Here is a 15,681-nt window from a genome sequence, read left to right as displayed (position 1 = left end):
CCCGATGCCCCGCCTCGGTCTCGGGTCACCTAATGTGCGGGACATGAACACGCATGTGGAGATTCAGGGACGACTTGGAGACGACCAGGTGGCGGCCGTGCTGGCCCTCGTCGAGGCGGCCACCGAGGCGGACGGCGTCCGCCCGCTCAACGAGCACGTGCTGCTCCACCTGCGATATGGCGGCGATCCCGGGGCCAGAGCCGTACTGATCCGAATAGCCGGTGAGGACGGTGAGGACGGCGAGGAGGGGGAACTCGCGGGTTTCGCGCATCTGGACCCGATCGACCCGGTCGAGGGCCCGAGCGGCGAATTGGTGGTGCACCCCGCGTTCCGCGGGCGTGGCGTCGGCCGGCGGCTGCTGGAGGCGGTTCTGACCGAGAGCGGCGGGCGGCTGCGCCTGTGGGCGCACGGCGACCACCCCGGCGCCTCCCGGCTGGCCGCGAGCCTGGGCCTCACCCGGGCCAGGTCGCTGTGGCAGATGCGGCGTCCGCTGCCGGCTCCGCTGCCCGCCGCGAAGCTCCCCGAAGGCGTACGGCTGCGCACGTTCGAGCCGGAGCGGGACGAGGAGGCCTGGCTCGCGCTCAACGCGCTGGCCTTCGCGACCCACCCGGAGCAGGGCGCGTGGACGCTGGAGGACCTGAAGCGGCGTGAACAGGAGCCGTGGTTCGACCCCGCCGGTTTCTTCCTGGCCGTACGGCCTGGCGTGACCGAGGGGAACGACGGGCAGGGGCGCGACAGGCTGGCGGGGTTCCACTGGACGAAGGTCCACGGCGGCGACGACACCGGCGACGGCCACGAGCCGATCGGCGAGGTCTACGTGGTGGGGGTGTCGCCGGACGAGCGGGGCACGGGCCTGGGCCGCGCGCTCACGCTCGCCGGGCTGGCGCACCTGCGCTCGCTCGGCCTGGCCCAGGCGATGCTCTACGTGGATGAGGAGAACGTCCCCGCGATCCGGCTTTACGAGTCCCTCGGCTTCACCAGGTGGAACACGGACGTGATGTACAGCCGGTGACGACGGTGGGCCGTACCCGGGTGGGTGGAGGCGCCCGGTGGCGGAGCCGTACGGCGGGGGCGCGGCCTGGTTCCGCGCCGCCGCTAGCCGAGGATCAGGTGAAGGAGGAAGTAGGCCAGGGCCGCGACCACCGCGGCGGCGGGGATGGTGAGGACCCACGCCGTGACGATGTTGCCCGCGATGCCCCAGCGCACGGCCGACAGACGCCGGGTCGCGCCCACTCCCATGATCGCGGTGGTCATCGTGTGCGTGGTCGAGATCGGCGCGCCGAATCCGATGGCCGCCGTGTAGAGGACCGACGACGCCGCCGCCTCCGCCGCGAACCCGCGCGGCGGGTCCAGGTGGATGATCCGCCTGCCCATGGTCCGCATGATGCGCCATCCTCCGGCGTACGTGCCGAGGGAGATCGCCAGCGCCGAGGCCGTGATGACCCATTCCGGAATGTCCGCCGTGGGCGAGGTGTAGCCGCCGACCACGAGCGCCAGGAAGATGACACCCATCGTCTTCTGCGCGTCCTGCAGGCCGTGACCGAGCGCGATCGCGGCGGCCGACACCGGCTGGAAGTAGCGGAAACCACGGCTGGTGCGGTGCGGGTTGGACCTGCGGAAGATCCACAGAATGGCGATCATGACGAGGCCGCCCAGGCAGAACCCGATGACGGGCGACACGACCATGGGGATGACGACCTTCTCCACCACGCCGGACCAGTTCACACTGGCGCTGGCGGCGAGGGCGGAGCCGACCAGGCCGCCGATCAGGGCGTGGCTGCTCGACGACGGCAGTCCGAAGTACCAGGTGATGAGGTTCCAGACGATCGCCCCGATAAGCGCGCCACCCACGATCAACAGACCCTGCGTGCCGACCGGTGCGCCGATGATCCCCTTACCCACGGTCTGGGCGACCGCGGTGCCGAGGTGTGCGCCGATGAAGTTCATCACGGCCGCGAGGAGCAGCGCGATCCGCGGGGTCAGCGCCCGCGTGGAGACCGAGGTCGCGATCGCGTTGGCGGCGTCGTGGAAACCGTTGGTGTAGTCGAAGGCCAGCGCGATGACGATCACGCCGATGACGAGGGCGAGCTCCACTTGGCTTTCCCGCGCCTAGCTTTCCTTGACCGCGATCGACTCGATCGTGTTCGCCACATGCTCGAAAGCGTCGGCGGCGAACTCGAGCTGCTCGATCACCTCACGCATCTTCATGACGGTGAGCGTGTCGAACTCCCCGCTGAAGAGCTTCGCCAACAGGCGTCGATACACCTGGTCGGCCTGGTTCTCGAGCCGGTTGATCTCGATCCAGTATTCGTTGAGGTGCTGCATCGAGCGCAGCCGCGGCATCGCGTCGGCGGTCAGCTCCGCGGCGCGCTCCAGCACCTCGACCTGGAGTACGACCTCCTTGGGGAGGTGTTCGATCTGGTAGAGGACGATGAGGTCGGCGGCGGCCTCCATGAAGTCCGTCACGTCGTCCAGGTTCGAGGCGAGGCGGTATATGTCCTCACGATCGAACGGGGTGATGAAGCTCTCATTGAGCCGCTTCATGATCGCGTGAGTGTGCTCGTCGCCCGCGTGTTCGCAGGCGCGCATCTTCTCCGCCAGGGCGTCCCGGTCCGAACCGTCGCTGATGATCTCGACGAGGAGGCGGGACGCGGTAACGATGTTGTTGGCCGATTGGGCGAACAAATCGTAGAAGCTGTCCTCACGAGGCGTGAGACGCAGTCGCACGTGGTTTCTCCAGATGTGCGGGGATGGTCCGCAGAGAAGAGTACGGGTTGGCCCTGGAAAGACGAAGTTCGACCCGGGCTAACCCACCTGCATCCCTCTCCCCCTTGACGTTGCCCCAATGCTCCCAGGAAACACGTAGCCTGGGGGAGACTTCCAGACTGTACGACCCTGTCCGGCTATGCGCGCCGAGGACACGGTGAGGATCAGACCCGCGTCCGGTGGAAGTTGAGGAACGACCGGCTCGGCGTCGGGCCACGCTGCCCCTGGTAGCGGGAGCCGTACCTGGCCGAGCCGTACGGGAACTCGGCCGGCGAGCTGAGCCGGAACATGCAGAGCTGGCCGATCTTCATGCCCGGCCACAGCTTGATCGGAAGCGTGGCCACGTTGGAGAGCTCGAGCGTGACGTGCCCCTCGAAGCCGGGATCGATGAAACCCGCCGTGGAATGCGTCAGCAGGCCCAGCCTGCCGAGGCTCGACTTGCCCTCGAGACGCGACGCGATCTCGTCCGAGAGGCTGATCACCTCGTAGGTGCTGGCGAGCACGAACTCACCCGGATGGAGGATGAACGGCTCATCGCCGTCCGGCTCGACCAGCCGGGTCAGGTCGGGCTGCTCCGTCGCCGGGTCGATGTGCGGGTACCGGTGGTTCTCGAAGACCCGGAAGTACCGATCCAGGCGCACGTCCACACTGGACGGCTGGATCATCTCGGGGTCGTACGGGTCGATCTTGACCCGGCCCGATTCGATCTCGGCGCGGATGTCACGGTCGGAAAGCAGCACGGGAGCAAGGCTAGTGGCCCCCACACGCCCTGGGTGTACCGCCCGGGCTCGGCCCCCCCGGTCGCCGTCCCCTGCGCGGGCCGTACGGCAGGGCGCTCCGGGCCGGATGCCGGCGACCCCGCCACGTTCTGGCCCCGGGTATGCGGCAGCACGCCGAGTTTCCGCTAGAGTATGGACGCGGTCGACTTCACAGTCGGTCCACGCGGGTGTAGTTCAATGGCAGAACATCAGCTTCCCAAGCTGATAGCGCGGGTTCGATTCCCGTCACCCGCTCCACTTCCAAACAGCCCCTGAACTGGGCATTCCTTGATCATTTCTTGTTCACTGTGATCGTTTGGGCACATCTTGGGCACATCCCTCTTCCATCGATTCCCTTTGGGATCACCGACGGCCTGCTGACACTTGCCTCGTGGCGAGTATCGAGAAGCGTCCCGGCAAGGGAAAGAAGATCAGCTACCGAGTCCGCTGGCGGCTCGGCGGGGCAAGTGACGGTGCCTGGCAGTCGGAGACCTTCGAGCAGAAGGCCCAGGCCGTCACCTTCAAGCTGGCGGTCGAGGCCGCCGGCCACCAGTGGCCCGGGGGTGGATCCGGGGGTACGGCTGGGCACCGCCCACGCCGGAACCGGAAACCGCGGAACCCGAGGTGGATCCGATCCCGTTCCGCGACTATGCGGCGACCTTCGTGGCCAGCCTGTCGGGCATCGAGGAGCGGACCCGCCACGACTACGAACGCGACCTGCGCAACCACATCCTGCCGACCTTCGGCGACCTGGACATCCGCGACGGGAACGTACTGGACCGCGTCCTCGTGCGGACCTGGGTCAACACCCTCCAGCACGGCGTAGCCGACCCTGCCAACCCCAAGCAGTGGCTGCGACGCCCGCTGGCACCCAAGACCATCCAGAACCTCCACGGGATCCTGTTCGCCATCCTCCAAGACGCCGTTGAGGCCGACCCCCCGCTCCGCACCTCCAACCCCGCCGCGCGCACCCGCCTGCCCCGCCTGGACGACGGCGAAGGCGACGACGAGATGGTGTTCCTCACCGAGCAGGAGTTCGCCCTGATCCGCGCCTGCGCCAAGCCGGACGTGCGCGACATGCTCACGATGTTCGTCGGCACCGGCCTGCGTTACGCCGAACTGGCTGCTCTGCAGGTACGCGACATTGACCCGTTCGGCAAGCCTGTCCCGGCTTTGCGTGTACGGCGAGCCTGGAAGCGTCAGGCGGACAACACCTTCAAGCTCGGCCCGCCCAAGACCAAGCAGTCCCGCCGGACCATCGCCCTGTCCTCGGAGGTGATGGACGCGATCCTGCCGAACATCGTCGGCAAGGGACCCAAGGAGTTCGTCTTCAACTCACCGACCGGTTCGTGGTGGCGCCACTCCTCCTTCTATGACCGCCGCTGGATCCCCGCCATCGACGACGCCTGCAGCCGCGGCCTGACCAAGCGGCCTCGCATTCATGATTTGCGGCACACACATGTGGCGTGGTTGATCTCCGAGAGCATCCCCCTCGCGGCGATCCAGCGGCGCATGGGCCACAAGTCGATCACCACCACGATCGACCGGTACGGCCACCTGCTCCCCTACGTCGACCAGGACCTCATCGACGCCATCGACCGTGCGCTCACCGGCTCCCTGCGCGCCGTCGCCTGACAGCCTCGGAGGCCCAGTGACTTTCATCACGGACGACACGAAGGAATCAGTCGCGGCCGACAGCCCGGTGCCGGGTTGCCCCTCCAAGCGAGGGACAGGCGGAGGGAAGGCAGCGACTCCCCGGCGTAACGGGCGTACCGCAAACCGGCGCCCTACTGATGAAGAGCTTGAAGATGAAGCAGAGCCGGCGGATCCTGGGCTGGGCCAGGACTCGCCGCCCGAGGAGCAGGCGACGCACGCGGCTGCGTTCGCGCGCCGTACCGTCACCACGACCATGGTGGCCATCGCCGCCCTTACCTTCACCTTCTCCTTCGGCAACTGCTGGGCTCTCGGACTACGTCTGGGCGTGGCACCGTGGCTGGCCCCGCTGGTAGGGCCCAGCGTCGACCTGTCGGTCATCGGTCTCCTGGTCGGGATCCGTCACATGCAGCTCCGCGGCGTTCAGCCTGCGGAGCTGAGACCTGCCCGCATCCTGCTTGCCTTCTCCGGGCTCGCGACGCTGGCGCTCAACATCGCCGAGCCGCTCGCTGCGGGTTCACCGGGACGTGCGGCCTACGACAGCATCCCCCCGCTGCTGTTGATCGGCTGGGCCGAGGTCGGCCCCGGACTTCTGAGCCGCCTCCACCAAGCCGGGTCCCCGACCGTCCTAACGGCGACGATCGACGAACCGAGTCCGGGTCCGGTCCCGGACCGACCCGACCCCAGCCCGACGCCGCCCGCTCCCGCCGCACTACTCCCAGTCGCCGCTGTGGCCCGCTCCGCTCCTGCCAGATCAACGGTCACAGTCCGCACCCGGACTACGGACAGCACTGCCCGCGCTGACAACGCCAGTGTCGACGACGCCTTGCTGGAGACAGCGCGACGACTCGATACCGAGCACCGTGCCCGCACCGGCGGAAGGCCTATCTCCGCCGAAACCCTCCGCAAGGAACTCCGCATCGGCGCTGCACGCGCTCGCGTTCTCTCCAAGAGCGTCCGCAGATAGTGGTAGCGACCGTGAATCGGCCACGATCGGTCAACCGGACAACTACGCTCACGCCTATGGGTCGCATCCCTTACGAAATCACAGGCCTGAGCACATCGCTCTTCGGTATCCAGTGGCAGAAGGCAGACACGGACAGGAAGATCGCCAATAAGGTGGTTGCTTTCCTTGAAGATCGCAGGCTGCTCTTCGGCGATAGGCATGTCGAGGACGAAGTTCACTGCGTTATATCAGCCATCCAGATCAGGGCATTCCTAACCGAACAGCTCACACAACATCAGATCGGGCAAGAACTCCGCCAGATTCTCAAGGCTATGCGGGCCGCGTGTCGTCAATTCGTCGATGCCGCTGGTCCGGACGGCAGGAACTTCGAACACCGAATGGGGCCACCAGGGGCCAATGCTTTCGGTCTTGCGCTGGGCGATTTGCGGTCTCGCATGGGTTTCTACATCGCCGCAATAGCCACGCAATACAAGATCGAAGTAGACGAGGGCCTGTCTGGGATCCTCCCGCCTCCCCCGGAAGACAGCGATGAAGACTTGTCCTGGATTCCCGGCTTCGGAGAGTGAACCGCACAGCAGGAGGAGGACTTCTGAGTCCAGGAGCTGGATCGACTGGGCCGAGGTCCGCCCCGGGCTGCTGAGTCGACTCCACAAACCTGTGCTCCGGCCGTCAACGACGACGGCCAACGGTTCGAGTCCAGTCCAAGACCGGCCCGATTCGGCCGAACAAGATCCGAAGCAACGCCGTGATCGTCTACGCCTCGCGATCGGCAGCGTCGCCTCATCGCGTGCGTGAAGATCACGGGAATTGGTGCCAGAGCGAGACATGCGGGATCAGCGACGACAGCCTGCCATCGATGAGCGAGACGGCTTCGCCTACCCCTCCAACCATCCGATGGCGGTGCGAACAGGCGGTTGCCGTGCTTGCTCAGCCGGGATCAACCGTGACGGTGGCACCGACGGTCTGGGCGAGCTCTGTTGGCAGGGGATATAGCTGGCCACAGCGAAGCGCCGTCGGGATGGGCGACGCAGAGCACCTGACCAGCATCGTCACGGCGAAAGGGCTCCCGGTATCCAAGGCCTGCCGGTGCACCTGCTGCGGCACAGCCTGCCTTGATCGTGGACGGACACCGAGCCCTGGAAACTCGATTGTCGTGCCTGTACACGGGGACGGATCATGCCGGGATGAACCAGGAAGTGCTTCCGTCCCCACCACCTGCGGAGGGCGTACGGATCCCGTGGTCGGCGGTGCCGGAGGACCTGAGACTCGCCGTCGAGCGGCACCTCGGCGACCGGGTGACCGAGGCGGTCACGCAGTGCGGGGGCTTTTCGCCGGGGGTGGCCGCCCGGCTGCGGCTCGCCGGCGGCGGCCGGGCGTTCGTCAAGGCGGTCGGGCCGCGGCCCAACCCCCACAGCCCCGGCTTCCACCGCGCCGAGGCGAGGGTGGCCGCCGCGCTGCCGGCCGATGTGCCCGCGCCCCGGCTGCTCACCTCATTCGACCGTGACGGCTGGGTGGTGCTGCTGTTCGAGGACGTCGAGGGGCGCATGCCCGCCCAGCCCTGGGTCCCCGGCGAACTGTCCCTCGCGCTCGACGCGCTGGCCGGCCTGGCCGAGGCGCTCACCCCCGCCCCGGTGGACGTCCCGTCGGCCGCCGAGCGGTTCGACGACCAGTTCCGGGGCTGGCGACGCCTGGCCGCCGGTGACGGAGACCTCGCCGCCGCCCTCGACCCCTGGGCCGTACGGCACCTGCCGCGGCTGGCCGACCTGGAGGAATCCTGGGGCCGGGCGGCCGAGGGCGCCACCCTCGCCCACGCCGACATGCGGGCCGACAACCTGCTGCTCACCGCCGATGGCCGGGTACTCGTGGTCGACTGGCCCCACGCCTGCCTGGCCGCGCCGTGGTTCGACCTGCTCGGGATGCTGCCCAGCGTGACCATGCAGGGCGGGCCGCCGCCGGCCACGGTCTTCGACGACCACCCGATCGCCAAGGATGCCGACCCCGACGCGGTCACCGCAGTTCTGGCCGCGATGACCGGATACTTCCTGCAGAGAGGGCTCCTCCCTCCGCCGCCTGGCCTGCCCACGTTGCGTGCGTTCCAACTCGCGCAGGGCAGGGCGGCGCTGGAGTGGCTACGACAGCGAACCGGCTGGAGGTGAGGCGGCGCCGCGCCCCCTGGGTGAGTCCGCTGGACAACCCACCTCCGGCCCGCATCGGCATCGGCAGCAGACCCGAGCCATCAGTCGGCCCACGAGAGAACGAATCGAGTCCGGGTCCGAACCAAGACTCGGACAGCGAGCACCTGACGTGATCGGCTACCATGTTCGACCCGGCCGACCCCCATGCGCAGCAGCATTCGCCAGCGATTCTTCGGTATCGGCGCACCAAGCTCCCAGCAGGTGAAGGCCCCAGGTCTTCTTGAATACGGCCGCCGCGGGCTGAGTGCCTGCCCCGGTGCGGCGAAGGGATCACTCCCGTTCGCCAAGGGGGCGGGCGACCCGTGCACTCCGAGGACTCGGTGCTGTGGCAGCGAGGTCGAGCCGTCGTGGTCAGACCTTTTCGGCCCGCACGCGTGAGTGGCCGACAGTGAGCAGTCCGATGTCCTCCACGTCGGAGGTCAGGATCGTCACCCGGCCGGAATACTGGAGCGCGGTCGCACACAGCATGGCGTCGATGGCGTACTTGTGGCCGTGTAGCCCCGCGATCCGCAGCAGGGCAGCGGCCGATTGCGCGACCGTCTGGGTGACCGGCTCTACGCGCAGCCGCGATAAGGCCCACTTCAGCGCGGCGTCATTGATCTTCGGGTGGATCACCTCGACCAGCACCGCGGCCGAGGTGACCACCGGCAGGTCCGCGTCGCGGGCGGCCGTCAGCCACTCGTGGACCTCCCGGTCTCGCTGCACTGCCTTCGCCAGGCCCTCGCTGTCCAGGAGCAGGGCACCGCTCACGCTGCCGCCCCAGCGCCCGAGGTACCGCCGGTGAGCCGGGCTCGCTTGGCCGCCACCGCCTCCGGGTCGGCCGGGCCATGTATCTTGTCGAAGTCGGCGATCAGCTCGTCCAGGTTGTCCCGCTCGATCTGCCGCCGGGCCGCCTTCTCCAGATAGGCCGAGACGCCCCGCTTGCCGACCCGCTCGCGGATCGCCTGCAGGGTGCCGGCGGTCAGGGTGACGGAGATGCCACTGGTGGGACCGTCACCGGAGAGGAAGCCCACGTTGTCAGCCATGCCACCAAGTATGCCATTGAAAATGCCATAGAGAGGGAGGTGATCAAGGACAGGCTGGAAGACGTGCTCACCACCGGCCTGGACGATTAGGCAGACAAGCCGGCAGCGCCCACCCTCGACCAGACATCTTGATCCACTTCCAGGACGCCGGGACCAACGGTGTGCCCACGTGGGCACATCGGACCCGCACGAGTGGGTAGAACGCCACAGAATCCGGCTCAACCCGGTAGGCGCGACCAGCGCGAACGGCAAACCCGCGGGTGAGAAGTCTCTTACTGGTCCGGTTCGATTCCCGCCACCCGCTCCACGCGCAAAGGACCAGGTCAGGGAGTGAATTCCAACCTGGGCCTTGATCGTTTCTATGGTCGTTCGATCTCCCGTGCGAAGCGAGCGCGCCCGCCGAGCCGTCGCTCTGCTCGTCGGCCGCGCCGATATGCCGGTCGATCACGTCGGTGATCGCCTTTCCAGCACCGCCTGCCGCATGCCGATAGATCGGTCAAGGCTTCCAGGAGCGAAGGTCAGCTCGCTTCGGGAAGCGGCTGGAGTTGGACGCTGAGCCGGAGTTCCAGCGCTTCGGCGAGGCGTTCCAGCATGGGGATCGTGGGCATGGTGCCGCCTGCCTCGAAGCGGGCCACCGCCGGCTGCTTGAGTCCGGCCCGTTCGGCGAGCTCGGCTTGGGTGAGACCGAGCTCTTCACGCCGCCGCCGTACGGCTTCGCCGAGCTCGAAACGGATTCGTGCGGCCTCGTACGCGACCCCGGCACCGGGCCGGCTCATGATCTCGGCGCGCTTGTCCGACCACGCCCTGCGCTCGGCCATGGCACTCACTCCTCTTCCGCTGTGTGAGCCTCCGCGATACATCGCTTCATTGCTCGCACCGCACGTTCGATCTCGGCCGTTTCACGCATTCGCTGCTTACGGAAGACCGTGAGCAGGATGATGCGCCTGCCCGGTGCGATCCAGTAGCTGATGCGTACGGCCTCGCGGGCGAGATGGAATCGAAGCTCGCGGAGCTTGCCGTACAACTGCCTGGTGTACGGCTCGCCGAGGAGCACTCCCCGCTCGGCGAGCAGTCAACGTAGAAGACAGCCGTCTCCTGGTCATCCTGGCTGAGCGAGTCGAACCACTCGTCGACCTCGGGCTCCAGTTCCACCTCTCCCCAACTCATAACATGAACGTTATACGCGAGGCAAGGGCCCTGCCTCTGGAACAAGAAAACGGCCCCACCAGAACGCCCATCTGTGCATGACAGGAGTTGCCGGCACGGCCTCACGGACTGTCTCTCACGATGTTGCCGAGAGGCTGGATGGGCCAACCGCCTGGATGGGAAAGCATGACGATCTGGCCACTAGGGCGAAACGCCGGTCTATCGGATGGTCGGCTCATGGCCGGTTTATGCGGTTCCACCCAGACGCGTACAGGTCTCCCCTGCCGCCGCCGCAGGAAAGCCCCCTGCGCTGATCACCGAGGACGCCTTGCTGCAGCAGCCAGGAGACCGCGCTCTACGGAACCTGCAGCAGCTACCGAACCCGTCGCCACCATAGAGAATACGATCATCGATCTCGCCACCGGCGTGACAACCGACGGTTGGAAGTCCGCTGTCGTCACACGGGCTTCCAATCTCCTCGGAAGCCCGCTTTGGGGCGAACTCCAGACCATGCGGCATTCCGGATGCGTCCCGCTTGCGGTCGCCGCCCGCAATCTCTTGGAAGCGCGAGACCAAGCTCACGCCCTGGTCGCCGAGATACTGGTGGGCGAGTCCCCTCCGAACAGGGCAGGCAGATGGCTCTGGGGACTCCTACGAGAGTACGCCAAGAAGATCCCGATCCCTGGGGAGCAGGTCTACGAAGCGTGTGCTCACGCACTGCGGATCATGGGTATCTACCTCTGCGCTGTCACCGGCGATCTGACCCGCTGCGAGTGTCTCGCTGATCTTGCAGAGACCACCGGGAAGGACAAGCTGGAGGACGTGCTCACCGCCGGCCTGGACGACTGGGCAGACAAGCTGGCAGCGTCCACCCTCAGCCAGAAGCCTTGATCTACACCCAGCGCGCGTGAAAGCACTGGTCGGCAGGACCGGAGACGGACTACGGGGGCTTGTAGGCGCACGTGACCCTGCCGGGGAAAGGCGCGACGGAGCAGGATTCATGGACGCCGACCGGCGGCCCCTACGCCTCCGGTCGGCTCACAGCCGCGCCGCGCCGGTCTCAGCGCCGCACGTAGGCGGCCAGCACCTGCGCCGCGCCCGCCACGTCGGCCATCGGGCGCCGCTTCTCCGCCGACTGCCAGGAGAAGTACGCCCCGCCGTACCCGACGAACACCCACACCGGCAGCCCACGGCCGCCAGGGGGACTCACCATGAGCGCGGTGTTGTTGTCGCGCAGCTCCGCGACGATGCCAAGCCTGATCAACGCGTCGAGAAGCCGGATGAGCTTGTTCGCCTCCGCCGTCTGATTCATGTTCGCCACCGCAGCGGCATCAATGGGGTTCATCACCCGTTCCCTTCGGCCCGGCCCCTTGGAGAAAATCGAAACAGTCGAGGCAGTCGAGGCAATCCCGCTCCCCATCCGAGTCGCTGTGATCGTCATTCGCCCCGCCGACGACAAGCTGACGGCGCGAATGACACTGCTTGGTGCCATGTTCTCGACACAAAGGACAGGGTCTTGCCTCGCTGTTCGCCTCTGGCCGGGTCACCGTCGCCATCTCCTTGTTCATCCGGCGTTCCCTTCGTCGGGAGGCCGCTTGACGTACCGTGTCGCTTGATGGCAAGTCCACCGGCAACGTGAGCGCGACAGGACCCCCGGAAAGGCCCCCTCTTGCCCCCCTCTTGGACCCCTTGACGGGAGGAAGACCCCGAGATGCCAAATAGCGTCCCGAATGTCCAGCTCCGCGCTTGGCGCAATGCGCAGCACCTCACCCGCGCCGAGCTGGCCGACCGGATCAACCAGACGCCCATAGGCATCAAGGAACGGCTTGCCGTCGACGAGGAACGCATCCGACGATGGGAGTCCGGGGAAGTTTCCTGGCCCCGCGCACCGTTCCGCCTCGCACTGACACAGGCACCGGACTCCAACCCGAAGATCTCGGTTTCTCCCCCGTGAAGAGGGAAACGGTAATAGCCGCCTGATCGAGACCCAGATCATTCCCGTGGACGCGCTACGGGCCGAGGCCGACCTGTACGGCACGATGGAACTCGCCCAGCAGCTCCAAGCGTCCGATGTCGGAACCGGCACGCTGGAGGCCCTTGCCGAGGCCGTCGATCTGCTCTGCCGCGCCTATCCCGTCGTTCCCGCCGCGACGTTGCGTGACAGGACACAGAAGCGCCTCGCCCAGGTGACGCGACTGCTTTCCGGTCGGCTGACACTCGACCAGCACCGCGAATTGCTCGTCATCACGGGATGGCTTACCGCCTTGCTCGGCTGCGTCCATTACGACCTGGGCGAGCGGGAAGAGGCCGAGACAGCGCGACGGGCCGCGTTCGAGATGGGCCGCCAGGTCGGGCACGGCGAACTCATGGGATGGGCACACGAGATGTCCGCCTGGTTCGCCCTGGTCGAAGGCCGCTATGAAGACGTGGTCACCGCGGCCCGCCAGGGGCAGGCAGTCGCCGGCCAATCCAGCGCACAGGTTCAGCTCACGTTGCAGGAAGCCCGCGGTCTGGCCCGCATCGGCGACCGCCGCGAAGCCGACAAGGCACTCTCACGCGGAGCCGACATCCTCGCCAAGCTTCCACTCCCGGAGAACCCGGATCACCACTTCGTGTTCGACCACGCCAAGTGGGTCTTCTACGCCGCCACCGCCTACACATGGTTGGAGGACAACGACCGGGCCGAGGAACACGCCTTGGAGACGATCCAGATCCACACCCGCCCAGACGGCACATCCAACGCGCCCATGCGGGTTGCCGACGCTCACATAGACCTCGGCATCGTCCACGCCCGACGAGGAGACCTCGACGCCGCCGTAGAACAAGGCATGGCCGCATTCGACATCGAACGCAAGTCCCTCCCCGACCTCGTCAACCGAGCCGGAGACCTGGACCGCATCCTGCGGCAGCGCTATCGCCGCGAAGCCCTAGCCAACGAGTTCCACGATCGATTTATCACCGCCCGACGCACCCTCACCAGCCGTCGTCCGGAGCTTCTGGATTGAAAGATTTGCAGGACAGTATTGAGCGTGCACCCCAACCCAGCCACGGACCCTTACTCGTCGCTCTCGGGAGTCATCTTTCTCGATGAAAAACTTGAGATGCTCCAAAGTCGGATCACCCGAATCGGCGAGAGCAGCAGAAAGAGCAGTAATCTTACCCGGCTACAAAAGGCCGCTCTCCAGCTCGTTCCTGCATCGGCTAGCATTGCAAAAAGTATCAGGCAAATGATCAAAGATGGATACCTTTTGTCGGCCATGATACTATTTCGCCATCTAATTGAAAGAATTGCAACCCTCTCTTATTTGCGCGAGCATCAAGAAGCTGTTGATTTATGGGAGGCTGGCTGGCCACACGGTCAGCGCGCTAGCTTGCGGAAGCGTCTCGCTACTCTGATCCCGGGAGCTAGCGAGGAGATACTTTCTCGTTTCGGGGATGCCGTCGCCAAGTACAACAGCCTAATCCACGGAGATCCGCTCGCCGCCCAGCAGGGCTTGATTAAGCTGTCAGAGAACGACGTTGTATATGTGTCGGATCGAGACTACGTCACCCTTATCAGGGCAGGCAGCATAGCTCTAGAGACAGCGATAGCCGTCGTTTTTCTGATTGTAATGATCGATGCTATCTTCCCGGACACCAAAACGTAAAGCTCCGTCCGGCAGGCTCGATGGCGTATGAGAGATCAGGATATGGGTGATGCTTCGACCTCTTCGGGGCGCCGAGCCTTGAACAGGAAAACCCATGAGATGATCATGAAGCCAACGGCGGGAACCATCAAGCCAAGTCTCAATAGTGGATCGACACTAAGCGCCTGAGGAAGAAACATCGTCGTTACCCAGGTAAACGTAAAAATCTGTGACCAGCCGTACGGCTTCCACTGAGCTTGTCGTGCACGCGACGGCAGCCAGATGGGAACCCGATGAGTGATCAGCACGAAGATACCCAGGAAGCACAGGAGAGCTCCGAGTACGAGTACGGGTAACGTGACGTAGAGCATGACCATCCGGAACGCCTCGTCGGACATCTGGCCCGTTTCCTCTCGATGGATCAGCCCGAGGCGACGCACCGGGCATGAACAGTTTGCCGAATTGCCATTATGTAGATCAAGGGCGGCGCTCCGCGCCGCCTCGCGGCCCCTCGCCCGCTCGGAGGCCGGGCATGCGGCCTGGGGGCCGGTCCCGGCCGCCGGCAGCTCGGGCCGCCGCGGAATCGTATGCCGAGCACAACGTAGGCGAAACTCGTGACATGGCTAAACTGAGCCCCGGCTCTTCGGGGGAACTGACCGATCCCGACGGTCGCACCTGGCAAGTGCGGAGGCGCAAGCTTGACCCCAGGACTGTCCGGAGCCTGATGCGCCGCCGCGACGTTCCGGTATTGCTAGGCGAATCCGGCGGCTTTGACTTGCGGTGGGTCACAGACGAGGAGCGGGGTGCTCTGTCTGAGTTGGTACGCCGGAACTATGCATTCACAGATGGGTCTGCGGCCTCTGACATCGCGTACATGGGCTACGAGTTCGGCGATGAAACTGGGCAACGTCTGCTCTATATCGAGGAATGGTGCTGAGGCTCGGAGGGCTCGCGGGATCCGCCGACCGCAACTCTCCCATTGCGTGAGCTGGCGTTCTTGTTCCTCCGGCGGGGGCGCTCCGGCTCCAGGGTGATCGCCCGCACATTGCCGAAGACCGTAGGGGGCTGAGGTAGGGGCCTGATCATCCCGTCGCCATCGACCCGGGACAAGCCGAGCAGACCAGGGCCAGCTTGCCCTTCGGGCGGGTCGACGGCGACGGGATGGTCAGGCAGGTGGAGCGTGCGCACCGCGCAAGGAAAGGCCAGGTCACGGGCTGATCGTCGGGCCATTAGCGGGCCATTAAGCAGGGTGACGAGGGGTCAACTACGGTCACTCATGACCCGCCCGACGCCCAGGTCAGCCGCCCTACGAGGCATGATCCATGCAATTCCCAAGCTGACAGCGCGGGTTCGATTCCCGTCACCCACTCCAAGAGCAAAGGCCCAGTTCAGGGAGTACATCCCCACCCGGGCCTTGACTGTTCCTGTGGCTCTTTAATCGTCGCGTGCCGCGCTCGATCCCGAGCAGACCCACTTGTCGTCACGTAAACAACCAGCCGGTGCGCAGAGCGTGATGGCCGCTGGCCCGGCGTCGATCTGACCGCT

General features: G+C 66.1%; 19 protein-coding genes and 1 tRNA gene. 11 read left to right on the top strand and 9 right to left on the bottom strand.

All coding sequences use genetic code 11. The features are described 5' to 3' along the window. Nucleotides 1-43: 43 nt before the first annotated feature. Nucleotides 44-1,012, top strand: a complete 969-nt coding sequence (gene mshD, locus ACFHYQ_RS20005) for a mycothiol synthase (protein WP_394302678.1) — start codon at nucleotides 44-46, stop codon at nucleotides 1,010-1,012. Between the two features lie 83 nt (nucleotides 1,013-1,095). On the opposite strand, the gene ACFHYQ_RS20000 is transcribed toward mshD, so the two are convergent. The 3 genes from ACFHYQ_RS20000 to dcd form a co-directional block, all read right to left on the bottom strand. Further along, the gene (locus ACFHYQ_RS20000) at nucleotides 1,096-2,094 is read right to left on the bottom strand and encodes an inorganic phosphate transporter (RefSeq protein WP_394302677.1); all 999 of its coding nucleotides are present in this window, start codon (nucleotides 2,092-2,094) and stop codon (nucleotides 1,096-1,098) included. A gap of 15 nt (nucleotides 2,095-2,109) precedes the next feature. Beyond that, nucleotides 2,110-2,727: a DUF47 domain-containing protein gene (locus tag ACFHYQ_RS19995; protein WP_204018700.1), complete on the bottom strand. Its 618-nt coding sequence runs from the start codon at nucleotides 2,725-2,727 to the stop codon at nucleotides 2,110-2,112. A gap of 203 nt (nucleotides 2,728-2,930) precedes the next feature. Then, nucleotides 2,931-3,506: a dCTP deaminase gene (dcd, locus tag ACFHYQ_RS19990; RefSeq protein WP_394302676.1), complete on the bottom strand. Its 576-nt coding sequence runs from the start codon at nucleotides 3,504-3,506 to the stop codon at nucleotides 2,931-2,933. Between the two features lie 202 nt (nucleotides 3,507-3,708). Between dcd and ACFHYQ_RS19985 the strand changes: the two genes are divergently transcribed. From ACFHYQ_RS19985 to ACFHYQ_RS19965, 5 genes are all read left to right on the top strand, one after another. After that, nucleotides 3,709-3,782, top strand: a tRNA-Gly gene (locus tag ACFHYQ_RS19985). A 366-nt stretch (nucleotides 3,783-4,148) separates the two neighbouring features. Continuing rightward, nucleotides 4,149-5,159, top strand: coding sequence for a tyrosine-type recombinase/integrase (locus tag ACFHYQ_RS19980; RefSeq protein WP_394302675.1), 1,011 nt, complete (start codon nucleotides 4,149-4,151; stop codon nucleotides 5,157-5,159). Between the two features lie 274 nt (nucleotides 5,160-5,433). Beyond that, a complete protein-coding gene (locus ACFHYQ_RS19975; protein ID WP_394302674.1) occupies nucleotides 5,434-6,144 on the top strand; it encodes a hypothetical protein in 711 nt (236 codons plus the stop codon). 56 nt (nucleotides 6,145-6,200) lie between these two features. After that, nucleotides 6,201-6,710, top strand: coding sequence for a DUF6650 family protein (locus tag ACFHYQ_RS19970; RefSeq protein WP_394302673.1), 510 nt, complete (start codon nucleotides 6,201-6,203; stop codon nucleotides 6,708-6,710). A 618-nt stretch (nucleotides 6,711-7,328) separates the two neighbouring features. Then, nucleotides 7,329-8,300, top strand: a complete 972-nt coding sequence (locus tag ACFHYQ_RS19965; RefSeq protein WP_394302672.1) for a phosphotransferase — start codon at nucleotides 7,329-7,331, stop codon at nucleotides 8,298-8,300. A gap of 390 nt (nucleotides 8,301-8,690) precedes the next feature. Here ACFHYQ_RS19965 and ACFHYQ_RS19960 read toward each other — a convergent pair whose 3' ends face one another. The 4 genes from ACFHYQ_RS19960 to ACFHYQ_RS19945 form a co-directional block, all read right to left on the bottom strand. After that, entirely contained in the window at nucleotides 8,691-9,089 is a 399-nt protein-coding gene (locus tag ACFHYQ_RS19960) for a type II toxin-antitoxin system VapC family toxin (protein WP_394302671.1), read from the bottom strand. Next, a complete protein-coding gene (locus ACFHYQ_RS19955) occupies nucleotides 9,086-9,364 on the bottom strand; it encodes a hypothetical protein (RefSeq protein ID WP_394302670.1) in 279 nt (92 codons plus the stop codon). The genes ACFHYQ_RS19960 and ACFHYQ_RS19955 overlap by 4 nt, the downstream gene beginning before the upstream one ends. 518 nt (nucleotides 9,365-9,882) lie before the next feature. Beyond that, nucleotides 9,883-10,182 carry a helix-turn-helix domain-containing protein gene (locus tag ACFHYQ_RS19950; protein WP_394302669.1) on the bottom strand — a complete coding sequence of 100 codons (300 nt, stop codon included), beginning with the start codon at nucleotides 10,180-10,182 and terminating at the stop codon, nucleotides 9,883-9,885. A gap of 5 nt (nucleotides 10,183-10,187) precedes the next feature. Beyond that, on the bottom strand, nucleotides 10,188-10,418 hold the full coding sequence (locus ACFHYQ_RS19945; protein WP_394302668.1) for a type II toxin-antitoxin system RelE/ParE family toxin: 231 nt from the start codon (nucleotides 10,416-10,418) through the stop codon (nucleotides 10,188-10,190). A gap of 518 nt (nucleotides 10,419-10,936) precedes the next feature. Here ACFHYQ_RS19945 and ACFHYQ_RS19940 point away from each other — a divergent pair. Then, nucleotides 10,937-11,401: a hypothetical protein gene (locus ACFHYQ_RS19940; protein ID WP_394302667.1), complete on the top strand. Its 465-nt coding sequence runs from the start codon at nucleotides 10,937-10,939 to the stop codon at nucleotides 11,399-11,401. Between the two features lie 169 nt (nucleotides 11,402-11,570). Here the strand turns inward: ACFHYQ_RS19940 and ACFHYQ_RS19935 are convergent, their stop codons facing one another. Continuing rightward, nucleotides 11,571-11,822 (bottom strand): hypothetical protein, encoded by a 252-nt coding sequence (locus ACFHYQ_RS19935; protein WP_394302666.1) that lies wholly within the window; start codon nucleotides 11,820-11,822, stop codon nucleotides 11,571-11,573. 399 nt (nucleotides 11,823-12,221) lie between these two features. Between ACFHYQ_RS19935 and ACFHYQ_RS19930 the strand changes: the two genes are divergently transcribed. The 3 genes from ACFHYQ_RS19930 to ACFHYQ_RS19920 are packed head-to-tail and all read left to right on the top strand — an operon-like array spanning nucleotide 12,222 to nucleotide 14,157. Further along, nucleotides 12,222-12,464 (top strand): helix-turn-helix domain-containing protein, encoded by a 243-nt coding sequence (locus tag ACFHYQ_RS19930; protein WP_394302665.1) that lies wholly within the window; start codon nucleotides 12,222-12,224, stop codon nucleotides 12,462-12,464. A 46-nt stretch (nucleotides 12,465-12,510) separates the two neighbouring features. Then, nucleotides 12,511-13,515 carry an NsdA family TPR-like regulatory protein gene (locus ACFHYQ_RS19925; protein ID WP_394302664.1) on the top strand — a complete coding sequence of 335 codons (1,005 nt, stop codon included), beginning with the start codon at nucleotides 12,511-12,513 and terminating at the stop codon, nucleotides 13,513-13,515. Between the two features lie 24 nt (nucleotides 13,516-13,539). Next, the gene (locus ACFHYQ_RS19920) at nucleotides 13,540-14,157 is read left to right on the top strand and encodes a DUF5677 domain-containing protein (protein ID WP_394302663.1); all 618 of its coding nucleotides are present in this window, start codon (nucleotides 13,540-13,542) and stop codon (nucleotides 14,155-14,157) included. 35 nt (nucleotides 14,158-14,192) lie between these two features. Here ACFHYQ_RS19920 and ACFHYQ_RS19915 read toward each other — a convergent pair whose 3' ends face one another. Then, entirely contained in the window at nucleotides 14,193-14,534 is a 342-nt protein-coding gene (locus ACFHYQ_RS19915) for a hypothetical protein (RefSeq protein WP_394302662.1), read from the bottom strand. Nucleotides 14,535-14,755: 221 nt separating this feature from the next. On the opposite strand from ACFHYQ_RS19915, the gene ACFHYQ_RS19910 reads away from it, so the two are divergent. Then, entirely contained in the window at nucleotides 14,756-15,073 is a 318-nt protein-coding gene (locus tag ACFHYQ_RS19910) for a hypothetical protein (RefSeq protein WP_394302661.1), read from the top strand. The last annotated feature ends 608 nt before the right edge of the window (nucleotides 15,074-15,681 follow it).

The sequence above is a fragment of the Sphaerimonospora cavernae genome, assembly GCF_042435035.1.
GTDB classification, from domain to species: domain Bacteria; phylum Actinomycetota; class Actinomycetes; order Streptosporangiales; family Streptosporangiaceae; genus Sphaerimonospora; species Sphaerimonospora cavernae.
Note: the sequence above shows the minus strand (reverse complement) of the source record. Positions and strands in the feature narration are given on the sequence as shown.